Origin of the sequence: Streptomyces sp. SD31 (assembly GCF_052068475.1) — a bacterium.
In the GTDB taxonomy this organism is placed as follows: Bacteria; Actinomycetota; Actinomycetes; order Streptomycetales; family Streptomycetaceae; genus Streptomyces.
On the sequence record NZ_JBQHCX010000025.1, the window covers coordinates 14,522 to 33,265 of the forward strand.

Consider the following 18,744-nt stretch of genomic DNA (forward strand, 5'->3'; position numbering starts at 1 on the left):
CGTTCAATCACGTGACTTAGATTGTAGGTGTGCGAACCCGCGACGGCTCGAGGGACTGGCCGTCGCAGGGGTGTGGGAAGTCCCGTGCGGTGGTGATCATGGCGAGCAGGACTTTGCGCGAGGAACAGGTCAACGCGACGCGGGAGCTGCTGCTGACCGCGGCCGAGCGGCTCTTCGCCGAACACGGCGTGTCCGCGGTGTCCAACCGCCGGGTCAGCGAGGCCGCGGGGCAGGGCAACAACACCGCGGTCGGCTACCACTTCGGCACCAAGACCGACCTGGTCCGCGCCATCGTCCGGCGGCACGCCACGCGCATCGAGGACATCCGTGCCCGCCTGGTCGCCGACCTCGCGGACCCGGACGACCTGCGTGGCTGGGTGGACTGCCTGGTCCGCCCGGCGCTCGAACACCTCGCCGCACTGGGCAGCCCCACCTGGTACGCGCGGTTCTGCGCCCAGGTCGTCGCCGATCCGGCCCTGCACCGGATCATGGTCGAGGAGGCCCTCGCCTCCCCGGCCCTCCAGGAGATCATCGAAGGGCTGAACCGGTGCCTGCCCGACCTCCCCGCCGAGGTCCGCGCCGAGCGCGGCGAGATGGTCCGCCACCTGGTCGTCCACGTGGCCGCCGAGCGTGAGCGCGCCCTCGCCGAGAACACCCCCACCCCTCGGTCCAGCTGGGACGACGCCGCCACGGGCCTCGCCGACGCCGTCGTGGGCATGTGGCTGGCACCCGTCTCACCCGGCCGCTGACCGCCGCCGCACAAGGAGTACGACCGTGAAAGCGACTCTTGGCCCAGGCCGCCGCCGCGGCGGCAGCCTCGGCCGGTCATGAGCCCTCGGCAGAGGCCGCGCCCCTGGACGGTGCCCCCGGCGACAAACCCGCCCCGCGTCGCACGGCACCGCTTCGACCTGGTGGTCCTCGGCACCACCCTGCCGGACGTGGCGAACCCGGGCCGGGAGCGCCGACCCGCCGTCCCGCACCGCCCGCCCGTCCTCCTCACCGAGTACGACCACCTGCACCGGCTCGTGCCCGAACTCGGCCTGGGGGAGCGGGACTACGTCACCAAGCCGTTCCGGGTGGCCGAAGTCCTCGCCAGGATCCAGGTGCTGCTGCGCGGCCCCCGCACCGGCCCGCCCAGAGGCAACCCGCTGGAGTACGGCGACCTCGTGCTGGACGACACCGTGTGCCGGGCCCGGCGCGGGACGCGGGCGCTCCTCCTGGGCAACGCGCACCGGGTGCTGTCCAAGGAGCAGATCGGACGCCATGTCTGGGGCGACCACCGCGACGACAACGCGACCGAGCAGCTCGTCTCCCGCCTGCGCCGCAAGGTGGACCGGGACGACGACCCGGCGCTGATCCACACGCGCCGCGGTTTCGCTTATGCGCGGTCCGCAAAGACGTGGCGTCGGCCGGCGCTCCGACGGCCGATGCGAAGAGACCGCCCACGCTCACCGTCAGCCCCAGCGCCACACTGCTCGCGGTGCCCAACTGCCGGGTCAGACAGTCCTGACCGAGCGTGACATGACCTTGCCGCAGTGGCGCACCCAGTCGCGCCTCTGCCACGCGCTGCGGCTGCTCGCCGAGGACCCGCCCGTCACGACCGACGCCCACCGCTGCGGCTGGTCCTCCGCCAGCGCCTTATCGACGTCTTCCGCCGGTCCTGTGGGTACCCGCCCGAACCCGCAACCGCCGCACCGAGCAGAGCCGGTGGCGACCGGGGCGGCTGCCGGGTCGTGATCTACCCTCCGGTAGCATCCGGCGGCAGGTCACCCTAGGAGGATCCGTGCCCCGGTCCGAACGTTCGCCCCTGCTGCTCGCCGGCCTGCTGGCCGCCGCGGGCGTCGCCCACTTCGCCACCCCACGGCAGTTCGACGCGACCGTGCCGAGCGCCCTGCCGGGGACGCCCCGGACCTGGACGTACGCCAGTGGCGTCGCCGAGCTCGCGCTGGCGGCCGGGGTGGCGCTGCCGCGTACCCGCAAGGCCGCCGCACTGGCCACGGCGGCCTTCTTCGTCGGCGTGTTCCCCGCGAACGTGAAGATGGCCGTCGACTGGCGCCACCGCCCCGTCCCGCAGAAGGCCGCCGCCATCGGCCGGCTGCCCCTGCAGATCCCCCTCGTGCTGTGGGCGCGCGGGGTCGCGAAGAGTGCGGAGGCCCAGGCATGAGCGCACAGCTGAAGGTCGGCGACAAGGTCGAGGACTTCGCACTGCCGGACGAGACGGGCACCACCCGCAACCTCACCGAGCTGCTCGCCGAAGGGCCGGTGGTGCTCTTCTTCTACCCCGCCGCCCTCACCCCGGGCTGCACCGCGGAGGCCTGCCACTTCCGTGATCTCGCCGCCGAGTTCGCCGCCGTCGGAGCCCGGCCCGTCGGCATCAGCGGCGACGCGGTCGAACGGCAGCAGGAGTTCGCCGACCGGCACACGCTCGGCATCCCGCTGCTCTCCGACGCGGACGGGACGGTCCGGGACCGCTTCGGCGTGACACGCGGCTTCTCGCTGGCCCCCACCAAGCGGGTCACCTTCGTCATAGGGCAGGACCGCACGGTCCTGGAGATCGTCCGCAGCGAACTGCGCATGAACACCCACGCCGACCGGGCCCTCGCCGCACTGCGCGGCTAGCGGGGGTGCCTGGAGGGCGGGACCCGCGGGATGGCCGGCGCCGGGGGCGCCTCGAACGCCGTCCTGCCCGTTCGGCCGCCCTCGCGGGCCCAGGGAAGCCGCAGAGTCAGGCGGCTTGGGTGAGTTCGGCGCGGCCGAACAGCAGGGCGTAGCCCGAGGGGAGCTGGTCCAGGATCCGGGTGAGCAGTTCGGGGCCGGCCAGAGCGGCGACGGTGGTGAGGACGGAGCCGGTGTCCCAGCGGGTGGTGGCCAGGGTGGCGCCGGTTCGGGCGGCGAGGTCCTTGACGAAGGACCAGCCGGTGAGGGGCTGGGTGTCGGGGATCTGTTCGGTGAGGATGCGGGCCGCCTCGAGGGGCAGGCGGGCGGCCAGTTCGACGCGTTCGTCGCCCGTCAACTGGCGCCCGAGTCCCGCCACGACCAGGCGGACGGCTTCCTCGGCCCGTTCCCGGGTGGGGTAGGCGCCTTCGTAACGGACCTTCTCCAGCATGTGCTCGAACGTCATCGCGCAGGGGTGCTGAAGCGGTGCACGCCGGTCGGACATCACTGCGGTGTTTGCCTTTCTGTCGTTTTGGGGTCGCCGGTGCCCGCCGTGGGCGACGCGGGCACGCGGCTGTTCAGGTGGGCTGGGGTCGGCCGAAGAGCAGGTCGTAGCCTGCGGGGAGCTGGAGCAGGATCTGGTTGAGCAGGTCGTCGCCGGCCGCGTCGGCGACCGTGCTGAGGACGGCGCCGACGTCCCAGGCCGCGGTCCGGTCGGTGGCCCCCTCGATCCAGGCCGCCGTCGCCCGTACGAACCGCTCAGGGGACAGCGGTTCGGCGCTCTGCAGCGGGTTGAGCAGGATCAGGGCGAAGTCTTCCGGAAGTCGCGCCGCCAGCTGGGCACGCACCTCGCCGACCAGGTGTGCGCCGAGCAGGCCGAGCACCACGCGGGCCGCGCGTTCCGCTTCCTGCCGGCTGTCGTATTCGCCGCGTTCCCTCACACGGTCCAGGAACGCGTCCCATCGCAAGGTCACGTCGGCCGCCACCCTTCTCGAGCCCGGCGGGCGCGGAGGACGGGGGAGTCCCGGATCAGGTGCCCGTCCTCCGCCGCTGATCGGCCCGGGTCGCCCCGGGTCAGCCGGAGATTTCCTTGCGGGAGGAGTCCCCGCCGATGGCGATCTTGCGGGGCTTGGCGCGCTCGGCGATCGGGATGCGCAGGGTCAGCACCCCGGCGTCGTAGTCGGCCTTGATGTGCTCGGTGTCCAGCGTGTCGGCCAGCACGATCTGGCGGGAGAAGACGCCCAGCGGCCGCTCCGACAGTTCCATCTGGACGTCGTCGGCCTTCGTGACGGGTCGGCGCTCGGCCCTGACGGTCAGCATGTTCCGCTCGACGTCGATGTCGATCGCTTCCGTGCTGACGCCTGGAAGGTCGAATGCCACCACGTACTCGTCACCCTCGCGGTAGGCGTCCATCGCCATCGTGGACGGCCGCGTCCAGGTGCCCGGGCTCATCAGCTGCTGAGTCAGCCGGTCGAGTTCGCGGAAGGGGTCGGTGCGCATCAACATCGCGAAACACCTCCAAAGGTTCGGGCAGTACCTGCCAATGCGCCTCGCTGAAACCGTTGTAACATGTCATCCAATGGATGACAAACACGATGTCGTCGAAAGGATGACAACCTCCAGGGAGGTGCCCATGGCAGCAGCCGACCAGCCGGCCTCGTCCAGCGCCGGCAGTCAGACCCCAACCTCGTTCCTCGCCGCCGCGGCGGCCCTGGAAGCCATCGGCGACGCTCTGCACGCCGCCCAGCACGAGCCCCCCGGCCCCACCGACGCCGAGCACACCGGCCCCGAGCAGGCCCTGGCCTCGCTCCTGCTGCTGCGGCGGATTCGCGAGCAGCTCGCCGGATGGGAGACCGGGCTGATCGAAACGGCCCGCGATGCCGGCGCCAGCTGGGCCGACCTCGCCCACCCCCTCGGCGTCGCCAGCCGCCAGGCCGCCGAACGCCGCTACCTGCGCAACCGGCCCGGCCCCGCCGGCACCACCGGCGAACAACGCGTCCAGGCCACCCGCGAGCGGCGCGCCGCCGACCGCAACATCGCCACCTGGGCCCGTCGCAACGCCGCCGACCTACGCCGCATCGCCGGTCGGATCACCGCCCTCACCGACCTCCCCGCGGCCGCCCGTCACCCGGTCGGCCAACTCCACACGGCCCTCGCCCAGGACGACCCCGCCGCCCTCCTGCGACCCCTCGACGCCACCCGCCCCCACCTGACACCCGCCCACCCCGACCTCGCCGCCGAGCTCGACACCCTCACGAACTCATCCACCACGCCCGACTGACGACCGCACGGCGACCTGCAGCCAGCAATCAGTCACCGACCGATCGGGCATCGCGGTTGATGCGGTGCGGCTCAGGACTCATCCTGGACGATATGGAGCACGTCTCCGCTGCGGCGATCATCGATGCCCACGGTGTCGTCACCGGGTGGAGCGAGGGCGCCCGGCGGCTGACGGGGCTGACGGCCGAGGAAACCCTGGGGCGGCCGGTGCGCGAGCTGCTCGCCGAGCAGCCGCCGCCCGAGGCCGTGGCCGCGCTGGCCGGCACCGCCGTGGTGCGTCACCGGGACGGCTCGCCCGTCGCCCTGAACGTGACGGCATGCGTCCTGCTCGGCGACGACGGCGGGCCCGGCGGATACGTGATCACCACCGTGCCGTCCGGCCGGGCCGAGCCCACCCTCGCGGAGCAGGCCTTCCAGCAGGCGTCCATGTCGATGTCCGTCTTCGACACCGACCAGCGCTACCTGCGGCTCAACGAAGCCGCCTGCAAGGTCATGGGCGTACCCGAGGAGGTCCTGCTCGGCCGCCCCTTCCCGGAGACCGTGGAGGACGAGGTACACAGCCGAGGCTTTCTGCGGCATCTGCGCCAGGTCGCCGAGACGGGCAGGCCGCTGCGCTACGAGAGCTTCACCGGCGCCCCGGCCCTGAACCGGGAACATGCCTGGACCACCGACATGTGGCCGGTGCGGGACTCCTCGGGCCGACTGGTCGGGACCGCGCTGGCCGCGTTCGACAGCACCGCGCAGTACTGGGCGCGGCAGCGGCTGGCCCTGCTGAACGAGGCGGCGGCCGCCATCGGCACCACCCTGGACCTGGTGCGCACGGCGGAGGAGCTGGTCGGGATCATGGTGCCCCGGTTCGCGGACTTCGCCAGCGTGGACCTGTTCGACTGGGTCCTGGGCGCGGAGGAGGCGCCGGCGCTGGCCGGCACCGAGATCGCGCTGCGCCGTGTCGCCCACGGCTCCGGCACCGAGGGCACCCCGGAAGCGGCCGTGCACCTGGGCGAGGTGGACTTCTACCCGCCGTTCTCGCCGCCCGCGCGGGCCATCCTGGACGGCCAGGTGGTCCTCAGCCAGGCGGGTGAGCCGGCGTTCATGCGCTGGGTGGCGGAGCGCAACGCGCGCGCTCCGGCAGGCCGGAGCCACCGCGTCGGCGCCCACTCCATGATGGCGGCGCCGCTGCGGGCCCGCGGCACCACGCTCGGCGTCGTGGTGGCCGTGCGCATCAGGCAGCCGGACGAATACGTCACCGACGACGCCGTCTTCGCCGAGGAACTCGCCAGCCGGGCCGCCGTCTGCATCGACAACGCCCGCCGCTTCGACCGGGAACGCACCACCGCGCTGGCCCTGCAGCACAATCTGCTGCCGCGGGGCCTGCCCGGGCAGGCGGCCGTCGAGGTGGCCCACCGCTACCGTCCGTCCGGATCGCAGGCCGGCATCGGCGGCGACTGGTTCGACGTGATCCCGCTGTCCGGCGGCCGTGTCGCCCTCGTCGTCGGCGACGTCGTCGGACACGGCATCCCGTCGTCGGCCACCATGGGCCGCCTGTGCACGGCCGTACGCACCCTCGCCGACGTGGACCTGCCGCCCGACGAGCTCCTCACCCATCTGGACGACCTGGTCACCCACCTGGCCGGGGAGGACAGCGAGGAGGTCGCCGAACTGGGCGCCACCTGCCTGTACTCCGTCTACGACCCCGTCTCCCGCCGCCTCACCCTGGCCGCCGCCGGCCATCCATCGCCGGCCCTCGTCCTGCCCGACGGCACCACGCAGGTCGTCGAGATGAGCGTCGGACCCCCGCTCGGGGTCGGCGGGCTGCCCTTCGAGGCGGTGGAGGTGGAGCTGCCCGAGGGCTCCCTGGTCGCCCTGTACACGGACGGCCTCATCGAGGACCGCGACCGCGACATCGACCACGCCATCGCCGAACTGTGCCGCGCGCTGACCGCGCCCGCCGACACCCTCGACGCCCTGTGCGACACCGTGCTGAAGGCCGTCCTGCCGGAGGACCCCAGCGACGACGTGGCCCTGCTGCTGGCCCGCACCCGGGCCCTGGGCGCGGACCGCATCGCCACCTGGGACGTACTGCCGGACCCGGAGCACGTGGCGGCCACCCGACAGGCCGCCACGGAGCAACTGACCGCCTGGGGACTGGACGAGGCCGCCTTCGTCACCGAACTCGTCGTCAGCGAACTCGTCACCAACGCCATCCGGTACGGCGCACCCCCCATCCAGCTCCGCCTGATCCGCGACCGCACCCTCATCTGCGAGGTCTCCGACGGCAGTTCCACGTCCCCGCATCTGCGCCGGGCCCACGCCTACGACGAGGGCGGCCGCGGACTGCTGCTGGTCGCCCAGCTCACCCAGCGCTGGGGGAGCCGGCAGACCGGCAGCGGCAAGACCATCTGGGCCGAACAGCCGCTGCCGCCGCTGTGATCACCCCCGCGCCGCGCTCACTGGAACGGGCAGCCCGGGTTCGGCGCGTCCTGGGAGAACGGCGCGCCGTGCGGCAGTACATAGAGCACGTCGAGGACGACCGCCGTGTCCCCCAGGTTGCGGCCTATGTGGACGTTCCCGGGGCCGGCCGGTTCCTGGATGAAACTGCCCTGCGGGTAGACGCCGTCGGAGGCGCAGGTGGAGTCGTAGTGGCTGAGCGTGCCCTGCTGGGTGAAGGCGTAGAGGGGCCCGTCGTGGTAGTGCCAGCCGGTGGCCTGACCCGGCGGAATGGTGATCTCCCGAAGGATGTAGTCGGTGTCGCCGACGGTCTTCTGGCTGATCGTCCGTGCGGTGACGCCGGGCCCGGGCGGGGTCGCCTGGGCGGGCCCGGCGACGAAGACGGTGGCGGCGGCCACGGCGCCGGTGACGGCGGTGCGGAGCGCGGTGCGCATACGAGGAGCCTCCTGCGGCGAGAGCGGATGTCGCCGTGAACATAGAGGCAGGGAAAGGTAGTTGAGGCCGGAACCGAATTATCTGCCGGTTTTTTCGTCGACGCCGTCCGCGGCTACCTGGGCGAGCGTGCGCCCGGTCCGCACCGAACGGGCCCGGTACGGGTCGGGCGTGCCGTGCCCGCGGGCCCGGCCCTTGCGGGCCTTCACCAGCAGCCACGCCTCCCGCTCACCGCCTTGCCCGTCACGGATCCGGGTGAGCGCGTACTCGCCGTGCAGCTTCGACCCGCTCAGCCGGAACGTGGCATGACCGCGCTCAAGCGACTCGCCGAAGTCGACGGGCCGCCCCTTGCGGTCATGGCTCATCGGCTCGTACGTGCCGTTGTCCCAGACGATCACCGTGCCGCCGCCGTACTCGCCCTTCGGGATCACACCCTCGAACTCCTCGTACTCCAGCGGATGGTCCTCGGTGGGCATGGCGAGCCGCTTGTCGTGCGGATCGTCGGAGGGCCCCTTCGGCACCGACCAGGACTTCAGTACGTCGTCCACCTGGAGCCGGAAGTCGAAGTGCAGGGTGCGGGCGTCATGGATCTGCACCACGAACCGCGGCTCCTGGCCGGAGGCCGCCGCACGCCCCCGCGGCTCCCCGGTCCGCCCGAAGTCACGCTTGCCGTGGTAGTCCCGAAGCCGGTCCTTCTCACCCACGAGGGCCTCCTTTCCGAGCGTCCCGAGTACCCTGCGAGGCGCCGCCGACGCCCGCGCGCAGCTCAGCGCGCAACGCGCGCTCCGCCCCCGTCAGAACTCCTCGTGCACCTCGGGATCCCCGCCGACGCGCCGGTGGGCCCGGTCCGCGATCGCCGTCATCCGCTCGGGGTCCAGTTCGAATCCGAAGACATCGAGGTTCGCGCGCTGCCGCCCGGGATCGGCCGACTTCGGGATGGGGACGGCGCCCAGCTGGACGTGCCAGCGCAGGACGACCTGGCCGGGTGTCACGCCGAGCGTCTCGGCGATCCGGACGATCACGGGATCGTCCAGCAGGTCCGTGCCGCGGCCCAGCGGGCTCCAGCTCTCGGTCAGGACGCCCTTGCCGGTGTGGAAGGCGCGCAGCTCCGCCTGCGGGAAGAAGGGGTGCAGCTCGATCTGGTTGACCGACGGCAGGACCCCGGTCTCCTTCTCCAGCCGTTCGATGTGCTCGGCCGTGAAGTTGGAGACGCCGATCGACCGGACGAGTCCGTCCTCACGCAGCTTGATCATGGCCTTCCAGGAGTCGACGTACTTGTCGACGCGGGGGAGCGGCCAGTGGATGAGGTACAGGTCCACGTAGTCCAGGCCGAGGCGGGCGCGGGACTCCTCGAAGGAGGCGAGGGTCTCCTCGTAGCCGTGGTGCCGGCCGGGGAGCTTGGTCGTCACGACGATCTCCTCGCGGGGCACGCCGCTGCTCGCGACGCCACGGCCCACGCCGGTCTCGTTGCGGTAGTTCGTCGCCGTGTCCACGAGGCGGTACCCCAGTTCCAGCGCTTCGTGAACCGCCTGCTCGGCCTGCGTGTCGTCCATCGGCCAGGTGCCGAGGCCGAGGGCGGGGAGGGTCGTGCCGTCGTTGAGCGTGTGGGTCGGGATGCTGATCACTGCCGGACCTTCCCTTGACTGTGTCGTGCATCCAGCGTCACGGATAGGGTGAGGATTGATCAACCGGACGGGTGGGGCATGAGGGCAGCGGACGGCATGGACGGCACCGAGGAGAAGCACCCGACGGGATCGGGGCGTCCCACGTCACGGGACGTCGCCCGGCTCGCCGGGGTGTCGCACACGGCCGTCTCCTTCGTCTTCAACGGCCGCGCCGAGGGCAACCTCTCGCCCGCCACCCAGGAGCGCATCCGCCGGGCCGCCGCCGAGCTCGGCTACCGCCCCGACCCCGTCGCACGCGGCCTGCGCCGCCGCCGTACGGCCGTGATCGGCCTGGTCACCGACGAGATCGCCTCCTCGCCGTTCGCCGGCCGGCTGCTGCGCGGCGCCATGGAGACCGCCTGGGACAGCGAGCACCTCGTCCTGACCATCGACTCCGGCGGCGACCCGGCCAAGGAGGACGCGGCCGTCGCCGAACTCCTCGACCGGCGTGTGGACGGCATCATCTACGCCGCCATGTCGCTGCGCCGCGTCCGCGTCCCCGAGGGCCTGCACCGCACCCACTCCGTCCTCGCCAACTGCCTGCCCGAGGACGACTCCCTGCCCGCCGTCATCCCCGCCGAGCGCGCGGGAGGCCGTACGGCGGCCCGGCTGCTGCTGGACGAGGGGCACCGCAGGGTCGCCATGGTGGGCGGCCAGGAGGACATCGCCTCCGTCGACCGCCTGCGCGGCTTCCGCGACGCGCTGCGCGCCGAAGGGATCACCGTCCCCATGGAGTGGGTCGTGCGTACCGGCGGCGAGATCGCCGGCGGGTACGAGGGCGCCATGCGCGTCCTCGACGGCGCCCCCGCCGACCGGCGCCCCACCGGCCTGTTCTGCTACAACGACCGCGTCGCGGCGGGCGCCCTGCACGCCGCGACCCGGCTCGGCCTCACCGTGCCCGGCGAGCTGTCGGTGGTCGGCTACGACGACCAGGAACACATGGCCGAGTTCCTCACCCCGCCCCTCACCACCGTCGCCCTGCCCCACCGGGCGATGGGTGAGGTCGCCGCCCGGCTGCTCCTGGATGCCATCGACACGGGCCGGACGCCGCCCGCGACGGTGCGGCGTCTGGCCTGTCCGGTGATCAGTCGTGCGTCGGTGGGGCCTGCTCCCAGCCGGTGACGGTGGCTCCGGCGCCGGTGACGAGGAGTTCGGGCACGTCGTCGGGGCGCCGGTAGACCCGTTCGGTGACCGTGGCCCGGTCGCCGACGAACAGCTCCAGCAGCGAGCCGTCGACGAGGATCCGCACCTCACCTGCCGGTGCCCGCACCACGATCGGCGCCGATCCGCCGGGCCGGGTGCGCGGCCAGTCCCCGCGGTCGAGCGTCACCGTGCCCTCGGCCGGGTCCAGCACGACCGTCAGCTCCGCGCCCGAGGCGGACCGCAGCAGACTCACGGTGGTGCGGCCGGATGCGGTGACGGTCAGGTCGTACGCCTCAGGGAGCGGAGTACGGCGTCCTGTTGCCGTGACGAACGGCTCGGGCGCACGCAGGAGTTCGAGCTCCGGGGCCGGTACGACACACAGCGCGCCGTCGGGATGGACGTCCACGACACGCGGCGCGGTCAGCACCCCGGCCCAGCCCGCGCGGTCGACCTCGTCCTGCTCACGGGCCTCCCACGACCAGCCCCACAGCAACGCCCGGTCCGGCTCCTGGAGCACGGCGGGGGCGTAGAAGTCCCGTCCGTGGTCGAGCCGCCCGCCGACGCGGGCTTCGAAGCGCAACCCGCCCTCGCCATGCGGCTGGAGACGGCCCGTCAGATAGCCGGTGGAGCACGGGTCGCCGTCCCACAGCGACACCACCAGCACCCACTCCCCGCCCGCCGTCGCGTACAGCTGCGGGCACTCCCAGCCGACCGCCTTGTCGCCGAACGCGTCCCTCGCGACAGGGTCGTCGCCGTCGAGCAGCACCCCGGCGAACCGCCAGTCGGCCAGGTCGTCGCAGTCGTACAGCAGCACCGACGGGGTTCCGTCGGCGTGCCCCGCACCGACCAGGGCCCACCGTCGGCCACCGCTCCGGAACACGAACGGGTCGCGGAACATCACCACGTCCAGGCCGGCGGGCGGACCCGTCACGACGGGCGTGGGCAGGGGGCGCCAGTCGGTGAGTGTCTCGTCCTCCGGCACCAGCGCCCGCGCGAGGCAGATCGAGCCGAGCCCGGTGTGGTGCCGGTCGACGCCCGTGTACACGGCCGTAGGCACGCCGTCGTCGTCGACCACACAGCCCGACCAGCAGCCCGCCTCGTCCGGGCCGCCGGGCGTCGGGGTGAGCGCGATCGGATGGTGCTCCCAGTGGACGAGGTCGTGGCTGGAGACATGCCCCCAGTGGACGTTCGTGTGCACCGGGGCGTCGGGGTTGTGCTGGTAGAAGAGGTGGTACCGGTCCCGCCAACGGAAGGGCCCGTTCGGGTCGTTGATCCAGTTGGCGGGGGGACGGACCCGGAAGCGCGGGGCGCCGGGGTCCGTGGACTGAGCGGTGAGGCTCAACGGTTGACTCCTGCGGACGTGATGCCCTCACGCAGAGGGCGCTGACCGACGACGAACACGGCGACGGCGGGGATCATGGAGAGGACGACACCGGCGAGCACCACCGAGATGGAGCCGGTGCCCAGGTTGCCCTGGAGCGAGACCAGGCCCAGGGGGAGCGTGTAGTTCTGCCCGGAGGTCTCCAGGATCAGCGGCCGGAAGAACTCGTTCCAGTGGTAGTTGAAGGCCAGCACGCCGACGATCGCGAGGCCGGGCGCGGCCAGCGGCGCGTACACCGATCGGAAGATCCGCCAGGGCCCGCAGCCGTCCAGCATCGCCGCCTCGCCCAGGTCCTTCGGCATGCCCAGGAAGTACTGGCGCATCAGGAACGTCCCGAAGGCGGTCGGGAAGGCCGGGATGATCAGACCGAGCAGGGTGTCGGTCAGGCCCATCGACTTCAGCACCAGGAACACCGGCACGATGGTGACCTGCAACGGCACCATCATCGTCGCCAGGACCAGCCCGAACAGCGGCTTCTTGAACCGGAATTCGAGGCGCGCGAAGGCGTATCCGGCGAGCCCGGCCGTGATCATCTGGCCCACCGCGATCAGCGCGGTCACCAGCGTGGAGTTGAGGGCGAGCACCCAGACGTCGATCTGGTCGAAGACCCCGCGGTACGCCTCCGTGGACGGGTCCGTCGGGATGAGCTTCGGCGGCAGGTCGAAGGCCTCGGCGGGGGTGCGCAGCGAGGTGGAGACGGTCCAGATGACCGGGCCCAGGGTCAGCAGCGCGCACACGGCCAGCGCGGCGATCCGGGCCCACGGCGCGAGGGAGTGCCGGGTGCGGCTCAGGGACAGGGTTGCTTGGCTCAAGGGACTCACCCGGCTCACTGGTAGTGGACGAAACGCCGGCTGAGCCGGAACTGGAGGGCGGTCACCGCCATGATCAGCACGAAGAGCAGCACACCCACCGCCGAGGCCTCGCCGAAGCGCAGCTGCTCGAACGCGCTCTCGTAGATGACCATCACCACGGTCCGGGTGGCGTCACCGGGCCCGCCGTTGGTGAGGACGTACGGCTGCTCGAAGACCTGGAGCGCGTTGATGATGCCGACCACCGAGGCGACCAGCAGCGTGGGCGACAGCAGGGGGAGCGTGATGTTGAGGTGCTTGCGCAGCCCCGTCGCGCCGTCGAGCGAGGCGGCCTCGTGGATCTCCTTGGGGATGTTGTTCAGACCGCCCACGAACAGCAGGAACGAGAACCCGAACTGCTGCCAGACATAGACCAGGATCACCGTGGCCATGGCCGCGTTCTCGGACGTCAGCCACGGCACCGGAGCGACGCCGACCAGTCCCAGCAGCCAGTTCACGACCCCGAAGTCCTGGTTGAAGAGGTACTTCATCACCACGGAGATCGACGCGGCGGACAGCACCAGCGGGAAGAAGAACGCCGACCGGAACACCGAGCGCAGCCACACCGGCATCCGCCCGTTCACCGCCAGCGCCAGCACCAGGGCGATCAGCAGTTGCAGCGCGACCGCGAACACCATGAACACCAGCGTGTTGCCGAAGGAGACCAGCACCGTCGAATCGGTGAAGACCTCACGGTAGTTGGCGGCCCCGGCGAAGCTCGGGTCGTCGATCACGTTCCAGTGGAAGAGGCTCAGTACCACCGAGCCGACGATCGGTACGACCGTGAAGACGACGATGCCGACGATCGTGGGCGTCAGGAACAGCGTGGCCAGCAGCCGGGTGCCACGGTCGCGGGCGGAGGCACGGGGAGCGACGGCCGGCGGCGCGGCTGGCTGCTTCGGCCGTGCGGCCGGGATCTGGGTGTTCGTCATACGTCACGCTCCATGGCCTTCTCCAGATCGCTCTGCATCCGCCGCAGCGCGGGAGCCACCGCACGCCGGGAGGCCAGGGCCGTACCGGTGTGCTTGAGCAGCACCTGCTCGACCTCGGCGACCTGCGGCGGCGCGGGTATCGGCCCGGTGTCGGGGAACTTGTCGAGGGTGTCGTAGAAGACCTGCCAGTGATCCGGGCCGGTCTCGCGGTAGCGGTCGGCGGTCAGCATCGAGCGGCGCGCCGGGGTGGTCTGGTTGGTCTCGAACAGCCGCGTCAGGGTGTCCCGGCGGGCGGCGTACTTGATGAACTCCCAGGCCTCCTCCTGCCGCTTCGAGGTACGCAGCAGCGCGTAGCCCGCGGCGCCGTACTGCATGCGCTGGGTGCGCCAGCGCGGGAAGTACTGCACGTCGAAGCCGTTGGCCCGCATGCCGGCCAGGTGCAGGCCGCCCGCCCAGAAGCCGCCCGCGGGTGTGACGCCGACCCGGCCGGTGGAGAACACGCCGATCAGGTTCTGGCCGTTGCCGCCCTCGGGCCGGGTGCACAGGCCCTCCTGGACGAGGGAGGCGAGATAGTCGTACGCCTCCTCCACACGCGCGTCGGTGGCCTGCGGGGTCGTCCAACGGAAGCCGCCCCCGCGCCCCTGCCGCCGGTCGGCCGGGTAGAAGGAGTCCCACAGCCAGGCCCCGCCCGGCGCCTTGGACTCGGCGAGCAGGTTGGTGTCGTTGGCGAACAGCCACGGCACCACGCCGCCCCACAGCCGGTTGGTCCAGAAGTACGGCGTGAACTGCGAACCACTGGACTTCTTCATGTCCCGCAGCAGGCCGGTGAAGTCGTCGCGGGTCCAGTCGGCCGCCGGGAAGTCCGCTCCCGCCCGCTTCAGCACCTGGTTGTTGAGGTACATGTCGGCCGCGTTGAACTCGACCGGCAGCTGGTAGAGGCTCCCCTCGTACATCATCGACTCCACCAGCGAGGGATGGACGTCGGCGAAGTACTCGCGCAGCTCCTCGGCGTCCCGCTTCACCCAGTCGTCCAGCGGGACCCCGAGGCGCTGCGCGAACAGCTGGACGCCCTCCGTGGCGACATACACGAGGTCGGGAGCGGTGCCCGCCGCGATCTGGGTGAGGATCTTCGCGAAGAAGTCCGACCAGTCGACGGCCTGCACGGCGTTGATACGGAGCTTGATGTCGGGGTGGACCTGCTTGAAGCCCTCGGTGAGCGTGCGGATGGCCTCCGGCCCGTAGGCGGGGCCGAGGGTGGCGACGACGAGGGAGCCGTCGTCGCGGCCGGGGATGTCGGCTCCGGTGAGCCGGTCCCAGCCGGCGGCGGTACCGGCGAGCGCGGCGGCTCCCGCGCCGTAGGCGCCGTACCGCAGCAAGGTGCGGCGGGTGAGGTGCGAGTCGGTCATCTAACGGGCCTAACTCGTGTTAGTCGAGTAGTGATGCCCCAGATGATGGAAACCGTGTTACGGCCCTGTCAATAGTCGTGAACCACTTGACCTTTAACGAGTTAGGTCGCAGAGTCCTGCTCCACATGAGCCGCAAGACCTGACGACGGCGTCAGGGAAGGGAGCCGCACTATGCGTGGCGCATCCGGCATACCCGGAATATCCATGCCCGGAATATCCAGGAGATCACTGTTCATCGCCTCGGCCGTGGGCGCGGCCGGCGCGTTACTGCCGACCGGTTCGAGGCCCGCGGCGGCCGCGTCCGAAGCCGCCGCGGCGTGCACCGGCAGCTACCGCGCCGAGTACCACTTCACCGTCCCCGACCAGTGGATGAACGATCCCCAGCGGCCGGTGTGGATCGACGGCGAGTACCACTACTACTACCTCTACAACCCCGACTACTCGACGGGCGGCACGACCGCCGGCACCACCTGGCGTCTGGCCACCAGCACCGACCTGGTCTCCTTCACCGACCGCGGGATCGCCGTGCCGAAGGACACCACCCCCAACGGCGACGTCTGGTCCGGCTCGGCGGTGATCGACACCGAGAACACAGCGGGCTTCGGCGCGGGCGCGGTGATCGTCATCGCCACCATGGCGCCCGACGAGGTCACGCAGGCGCAGTACCTGTACTACTCGACCGACGGCGGCCGGACCTTCACCAACCACGGCACCGATCCGGTCCTGCCCAACCCCGGCGTCCGGGACTTCCGCGACCCCAAGGTGATCCGCGACGAGGAGCGCGGCCGTTGGGTGATGACGCTCGCCGAGAACGACAAGGTGGGGTTCTACCACTCCGGCGACCTGAAGTCGTGGACGTACGTCGGCGGCTTCATCAAGGGCGGCATCGGCGTCCTGGAGTGCCCGGATCTGTTCCGCATCCAGGCCGAGGACGGCACCTGGAAGTGGGTGCTGGGCGTGAGTGCCAACGGCAAGGCATCCGGGCTGCCGAGCACCTACGCCTACTGGACGGGCGCCTTCGACGGCACCACCTTCACCGCCGACGCCTCCGACCCTCAGTGGCTCGACCACGGCTGGGACTGGTACGCGGCCGTCACCTTCGAGAAGCGGGACGCGAACGGCACGCTCGACCCGGCCGCCCGCTACGCGAGCGGCTGGATGAACCACTGGGACTACGCCAACACCACGCCCACGATGGAGTGCGACGGCTTCAACGGCACCGACTCGATCGTCCGCGAGGTCACGCTGAAGCGGGCGGCGGACAGTACGTACTACCTGGCCTCTCAGCCGGTCGCCGGCCTCGACGACCACGTCTCGCGCACGGTGGATCTCGGCGACCTGGAGGTCGACGGGACCCTCCTGCTCGACTACACGGGCACGGCCTACGAGCTGACCACAGAGATCACCTGGGACCAACTCACGGGTGCGGGGCTGCAGTTGCGGCGATCCTCCGACGGCGGCCGCCACATCGACGCCGGCGTCTACGGCGACTACGCCTTCGTCAACCGCGGATACACCGTGAGCCCCGACACCTCCGGCCGATGGCAGGAGAGCCGCAGCCCCTTCGACCCGTCCGCGCGCACGGTGCGACTGCGCATCCTGATCGACCGTACGTCCGTCGAGATGTTCGTGGACGACGGCCGGTACGCGCACTCGACCGAGGCATTCCCGGATCCGGCCGACACCGGGCTCGCGCTGTTCACGATCGACGGGACGGCGGTGTTCCGCTCCACCGTGATCAGGGAGTTCTCGGTGTGAGAAGCCCCTAGGATCACCGGCATGCAGGACGTGCGCGTAGTGCTCATCGGGGGAACGTCCCACACCGGCAAGTCGACCGCGGCCCGGGCCGTCGCGCGGCGGCTCGGGTTCGACTGCCGCTCGACCGACCTGCTGGCCCGTCACCCGGGGCGGCCCTGGCGGACGCCGGAGTGGGAGCCGCCACCGCATGTGGCCGAGCACTACGCCACCCTCGGCGTCGACGAGCTGATCCGCTCGGTGCTCGACCACTACGCACACCTGTGGCCGCGCATCGAGGAACTGGTCACCGACCACGCGACCGGGCACGGACCGGGCCTGGTCCTGGAGGGCTCCGCGCTCTGGCCGGCCCGCGTGGCCGGTCTGGCCACGCCGCACACACGGGCCGTATGGCTCACGGCGGACGACACGACCCTGCGCGAGCGGATGCGGACATCGGCCCGCTACGCCCAACTGGCCGACCCCGAGCGGTACTTGGTGGACAAGTTCCTCGCCCGCACCGAGCGCTACCAGGAGCTGATGGCGCAGGCCGTCGACCGGCACGATCTGATGCGGATCGACACGGCAGGGTGCTCGGCGGCCGAAGTGGCGGACCTGGTGCTGGCGGCCGTCGACGCGCGCGCCGGGTAGGCGAAGGGGCAGGGAACGGGCCCTGTCGCCAGTGCCGAGAAACACTGTCACGATCTTCGGGGAACCGGCTCTCCACCGGAGCCGGGCGGACGGACCTACGGAGCGCGCATGACGACGGACAGGGCCACTGCGGACGGGACGGAGCAGGCCACCGCGATCGAGGTGAAACCGGTCGCCGGACACATCGGGGCGGAGATCACGGGCGTCGACCTGGCCGGAGAGCTCGACGACGCCGTGGTCGCCGTGATCCGGGCGGCGGTACTGCGCTGGAAGGTGGTGTTCTTCCGCGGGCAGCGGCTGGACCACGCCGGGCATGTGGCGTTCGCGCGCCGCTTCGGCGAACCGGTCGTCCTGCGCAAGCGGGGGAGTGCCTCCCCGGCGGACTTCCCCGAGGTCGAGACGACCGCCGACCGGCTGGAGCTGGGCGGGAAGTTCGGCATGGAGCACGACGAGTGGCTGCGCCGCCGCCGCCACACCCTGCTGCGCGGCTGGCACTGCGACCACGGCGCCCGCATCGACCCGCCCGCCGCGACGATCCTGCGCGCCGAGACCGTACCGCCGTACGGCGGCGACACGACCTGGTCCAACCTCGCCGCCGCGTACGCCGGACTGTCCGGCCCCGTGCGGGAGTTCGTGGACGGCCTGCGCGCCGAGCACCGCCTCGGCGTCGGCTACCAGCCGCGACCCGGCGACGACGCCTACATCCGCCATCTGCTGGACCATCAGGTGGCCTCGCTGCATCCCCTGGTCCGCGTCCATCCGGAGACGGGCGAGCGGGTGCTGTACGTCAACGGCTACTACGTCGAGCAGATCGCCGGCCTCTCCCGCCCCGAGAGCCGGGCGATCCTCGACATGCTGCTGGAGCAGGCGGTACGGCCCGAGTACACCGTCCGCTTCCGCTGGGAGCCCGGCAGCGTGGCCTTCTGGGACAACCGGGCCACCATCCACCTCGCCCCCAGCGACAACGCCCACCTCGACTTCCCCCGGACCATGCACCGGGTGATGCTCGCCGGTGACGTGCCCGTCGGCGTGGACGGCACACTGTCGGAGCCGATCATCGGGACCGAACCGGGACGCTGGTGACCGCCGGTGAGCTCACCGTCCTCAGCGGGGTGACTTCGGCCGGCCAAAGCGCTTGGTCGCACACGTGAACGGTTTGACGAATCTCGT

20 protein-coding genes and 1 pseudogene are annotated in these 18,744 nt (G+C 71.6%); 11 read left to right on the forward strand and 10 right to left on the reverse strand.

Annotation, left to right across the window (positions count from 1 at the left end; all coding sequences use genetic code 11):
• Positions 1–98 precede the first annotated feature (98 nt).
• From ACTMVF_RS39190 to ACTMVF_RS39210, 5 genes and pseudogenes are all read left to right on the forward strand, one after another.
• Positions 99–749: a TetR/AcrR family transcriptional regulator gene (locus ACTMVF_RS39190; RefSeq protein WP_441275864.1), complete on the forward strand. Its 651-nt coding sequence runs from the start codon at positions 99–101 to the stop codon at positions 747–749.
• A 78-nt stretch (positions 750–827) separates the two neighbouring features.
• The gene (locus ACTMVF_RS39195) at positions 828–1,520 is read left to right on the forward strand and encodes a response regulator transcription factor (RefSeq protein ID WP_441275865.1); all 693 of its coding nucleotides are present in this window, start codon (positions 828–830) and stop codon (positions 1,518–1,520) included.
• Positions 1,513–1,775 (forward strand): annotated as a pseudogene (locus ACTMVF_RS39200) (helix-turn-helix domain-containing protein); the annotation flags it as partial. The gene ACTMVF_RS39195 and the pseudogene ACTMVF_RS39200, both read left to right, overlap by 8 nt.
• Positions 1,776–1,783: 8 nt before the next feature.
• A complete protein-coding gene (locus ACTMVF_RS39205) occupies positions 1,784–2,164 on the forward strand; it encodes a DoxX family protein (protein WP_441275866.1) in 381 nt (126 codons plus the stop codon).
• Positions 2,161–2,619 carry a peroxiredoxin gene (locus tag ACTMVF_RS39210; RefSeq protein WP_441275867.1) on the forward strand — a complete coding sequence of 153 codons (459 nt, stop codon included), beginning with the start codon at positions 2,161–2,163 and terminating at the stop codon, positions 2,617–2,619. Before ACTMVF_RS39205 ends, ACTMVF_RS39210 begins: the two co-directional genes overlap by 4 nt.
• 106 nt (positions 2,620–2,725) lie before the next feature.
• Here the strand turns inward: ACTMVF_RS39210 and ACTMVF_RS39215 are convergent, their stop codons facing one another.
• From ACTMVF_RS39215 to ACTMVF_RS39225, 3 genes are all read right to left on the reverse strand, one after another.
• Positions 2,726–3,160: a DUF2267 domain-containing protein gene (locus tag ACTMVF_RS39215; RefSeq protein WP_441275868.1), complete on the reverse strand. Its 435-nt coding sequence runs from the start codon at positions 3,158–3,160 to the stop codon at positions 2,726–2,728.
• A 73-nt stretch (positions 3,161–3,233) separates the two neighbouring features.
• On the reverse strand, positions 3,234–3,629 hold the full coding sequence (locus ACTMVF_RS39220; protein ID WP_441275869.1) for a DUF2267 domain-containing protein: 396 nt from the start codon (positions 3,627–3,629) through the stop codon (positions 3,234–3,236).
• A gap of 100 nt (positions 3,630–3,729) precedes the next feature.
• Positions 3,730–4,161 carry an Hsp20/alpha crystallin family protein gene (locus tag ACTMVF_RS39225; protein WP_403337891.1) on the reverse strand — a complete coding sequence of 144 codons (432 nt, stop codon included), beginning with the start codon at positions 4,159–4,161 and terminating at the stop codon, positions 3,730–3,732.
• 127 nt (positions 4,162–4,288) lie between these two features.
• Between ACTMVF_RS39225 and ACTMVF_RS39230 the strand changes: the two genes are divergently transcribed.
• Positions 4,289–4,936 carry a type III effector protein gene (locus ACTMVF_RS39230; protein WP_441275870.1) on the forward strand — a complete coding sequence of 216 codons (648 nt, stop codon included), beginning with the start codon at positions 4,289–4,291 and terminating at the stop codon, positions 4,934–4,936.
• A gap of 92 nt (positions 4,937–5,028) precedes the next feature.
• Entirely contained in the window at positions 5,029–7,365 is a 2,337-nt protein-coding gene (locus ACTMVF_RS39235) for a SpoIIE family protein phosphatase (protein ID WP_441275871.1), read from the forward strand.
• 17 nt (positions 7,366–7,382) lie between these two features.
• On the opposite strand, the gene ACTMVF_RS39240 is transcribed toward ACTMVF_RS39235, so the two are convergent.
• The 3 genes from ACTMVF_RS39240 to ACTMVF_RS39250 form a co-directional block, all read right to left on the reverse strand.
• Positions 7,383–7,817 (reverse strand): cupin domain-containing protein, encoded by a 435-nt coding sequence (locus tag ACTMVF_RS39240; RefSeq protein ID WP_302003347.1) that lies wholly within the window; start codon positions 7,815–7,817, stop codon positions 7,383–7,385.
• A 78-nt stretch (positions 7,818–7,895) separates the two neighbouring features.
• Positions 7,896–8,519, reverse strand: a complete 624-nt coding sequence (locus ACTMVF_RS39245) for a DNA polymerase ligase N-terminal domain-containing protein (protein ID WP_441275872.1) — start codon at positions 8,517–8,519, stop codon at positions 7,896–7,898.
• A gap of 90 nt (positions 8,520–8,609) precedes the next feature.
• Positions 8,610–9,440 (reverse strand): aldo/keto reductase, encoded by an 831-nt coding sequence (locus ACTMVF_RS39250; protein ID WP_441275873.1) that lies wholly within the window; start codon positions 9,438–9,440, stop codon positions 8,610–8,612.
• Positions 9,441–9,536: 96 nt separating this feature from the next.
• Between ACTMVF_RS39250 and ACTMVF_RS39255 the strand changes: the two genes are divergently transcribed.
• Complete coding sequence (locus ACTMVF_RS39255; protein WP_441275934.1) at positions 9,537–10,601, forward strand: LacI family DNA-binding transcriptional regulator; 1,065 nt, start codon at positions 9,537–9,539, stop codon at positions 10,599–10,601.
• Here ACTMVF_RS39255 and ACTMVF_RS39260 read toward each other — a convergent pair.
• The 4 genes from ACTMVF_RS39260 to ACTMVF_RS39275 are packed head-to-tail and all read right to left on the reverse strand — an operon-like array spanning position 10,564 to position 15,189.
• Positions 10,564–11,964 carry a glycoside hydrolase family 32 protein gene (locus tag ACTMVF_RS39260; RefSeq protein WP_441275874.1) on the reverse strand — a complete coding sequence of 467 codons (1,401 nt, stop codon included), beginning with the start codon at positions 11,962–11,964 and terminating at the stop codon, positions 10,564–10,566. The two genes, ACTMVF_RS39255 and ACTMVF_RS39260, sit on opposite strands and share 38 nt — an antisense overlap.
• Positions 11,961–12,815 carry a carbohydrate ABC transporter permease gene (locus ACTMVF_RS39265; protein ID WP_441275875.1) on the reverse strand — a complete coding sequence of 285 codons (855 nt, stop codon included), beginning with the start codon at positions 12,813–12,815 and terminating at the stop codon, positions 11,961–11,963. Before ACTMVF_RS39265 ends, ACTMVF_RS39260 begins: the two co-directional genes overlap by 4 nt.
• 14 nt (positions 12,816–12,829) lie before the next feature.
• The gene (locus ACTMVF_RS39270; RefSeq protein WP_441275876.1) at positions 12,830–13,783 is read right to left on the reverse strand and encodes a carbohydrate ABC transporter permease; all 954 of its coding nucleotides are present in this window, start codon (positions 13,781–13,783) and stop codon (positions 12,830–12,832) included.
• Positions 13,780–15,189: an extracellular solute-binding protein gene (locus tag ACTMVF_RS39275; protein ID WP_441275877.1), complete on the reverse strand. Its 1,410-nt coding sequence runs from the start codon at positions 15,187–15,189 to the stop codon at positions 13,780–13,782. The genes ACTMVF_RS39270 and ACTMVF_RS39275 overlap by 4 nt, the downstream gene beginning before the upstream one ends.
• Before the next feature lie 204 nt (positions 15,190–15,393).
• Between ACTMVF_RS39275 and ACTMVF_RS39280 the strand changes: the two genes are divergently transcribed.
• From ACTMVF_RS39280 to ACTMVF_RS39290, 3 genes are all read left to right on the forward strand, one after another.
• Positions 15,394–16,947 (forward strand): glycoside hydrolase family 32 protein, encoded by a 1,554-nt coding sequence (locus tag ACTMVF_RS39280; RefSeq protein WP_441275878.1) that lies wholly within the window; start codon positions 15,394–15,396, stop codon positions 16,945–16,947.
• A gap of 21 nt (positions 16,948–16,968) precedes the next feature.
• Entirely contained in the window at positions 16,969–17,574 is a 606-nt protein-coding gene (locus ACTMVF_RS39285) for an AAA family ATPase (protein WP_441275879.1), read from the forward strand.
• 108 nt (positions 17,575–17,682) lie between these two features.
• Positions 17,683–18,657: a TauD/TfdA dioxygenase family protein gene (locus ACTMVF_RS39290; RefSeq protein ID WP_441275880.1), complete on the forward strand. Its 975-nt coding sequence runs from the start codon at positions 17,683–17,685 to the stop codon at positions 18,655–18,657.
• Positions 18,658–18,744: the final 87 nt, after the last annotated feature.

Excerpts from the sequence above, each read along its gene's own strand:
- ACTMVF_RS39190 (WP_441275864.1), top strand. The coding sequence starts at position 99 with ATGGCGAGCAGGACTTTGCGCGAGGAACAGGTCAACGCGACGCGGGAG.
- ACTMVF_RS39195 (WP_441275865.1), top strand. The coding sequence starts at position 828 with ATGAGCCCTCGGCAGAGGCCGCGCCCCTGGACGGTGCCCCCGGCGACA.
- ACTMVF_RS39210 (WP_441275867.1), top strand. The coding sequence starts at position 2,161 with ATGAGCGCACAGCTGAAGGTCGGCGACAAGGTCGAGGACTTCGCACTG.
- ACTMVF_RS39215 (WP_441275868.1), bottom strand. The coding sequence starts at position 3,160 with ATGTCCGACCGGCGTGCACCGCTTCAGCACCCCTGCGCGATGACGTTC.
- ACTMVF_RS39225 (WP_403337891.1), bottom strand. The coding sequence starts at position 4,161 with ATGTTGATGCGCACCGACCCCTTCCGCGAACTCGACCGGCTGACTCAG.
- ACTMVF_RS39230 (WP_441275870.1), top strand. The coding sequence starts at position 4,289 with ATGGCAGCAGCCGACCAGCCGGCCTCGTCCAGCGCCGGCAGTCAGACC.
- ACTMVF_RS39235 (WP_441275871.1), top strand. The coding sequence starts at position 5,029 with ATGGAGCACGTCTCCGCTGCGGCGATCATCGATGCCCACGGTGTCGTC.
- ACTMVF_RS39240 (WP_302003347.1), bottom strand. The coding sequence starts at position 7,817 with ATGCGCACCGCGCTCCGCACCGCCGTCACCGGCGCCGTGGCCGCCGCC.
- ACTMVF_RS39255 (WP_441275934.1), top strand. The coding sequence starts at position 9,537 with ATGGACGGCACCGAGGAGAAGCACCCGACGGGATCGGGGCGTCCCACG.
- ACTMVF_RS39270 (WP_441275876.1), bottom strand. The coding sequence starts at position 13,783 with ATGACGAACACCCAGATCCCGGCCGCACGGCCGAAGCAGCCAGCCGCG.
- ACTMVF_RS39275 (WP_441275877.1), bottom strand. The coding sequence starts at position 15,189 with ATGACCGACTCGCACCTCACCCGCCGCACCTTGCTGCGGTACGGCGCC.
- ACTMVF_RS39280 (WP_441275878.1), top strand. The coding sequence starts at position 15,394 with ATGCCCGGAATATCCAGGAGATCACTGTTCATCGCCTCGGCCGTGGGC.
- ACTMVF_RS39285 (WP_441275879.1), top strand. The coding sequence starts at position 16,969 with ATGCAGGACGTGCGCGTAGTGCTCATCGGGGGAACGTCCCACACCGGC.
- ACTMVF_RS39290 (WP_441275880.1), top strand. The coding sequence starts at position 17,683 with ATGACGACGGACAGGGCCACTGCGGACGGGACGGAGCAGGCCACCGCG.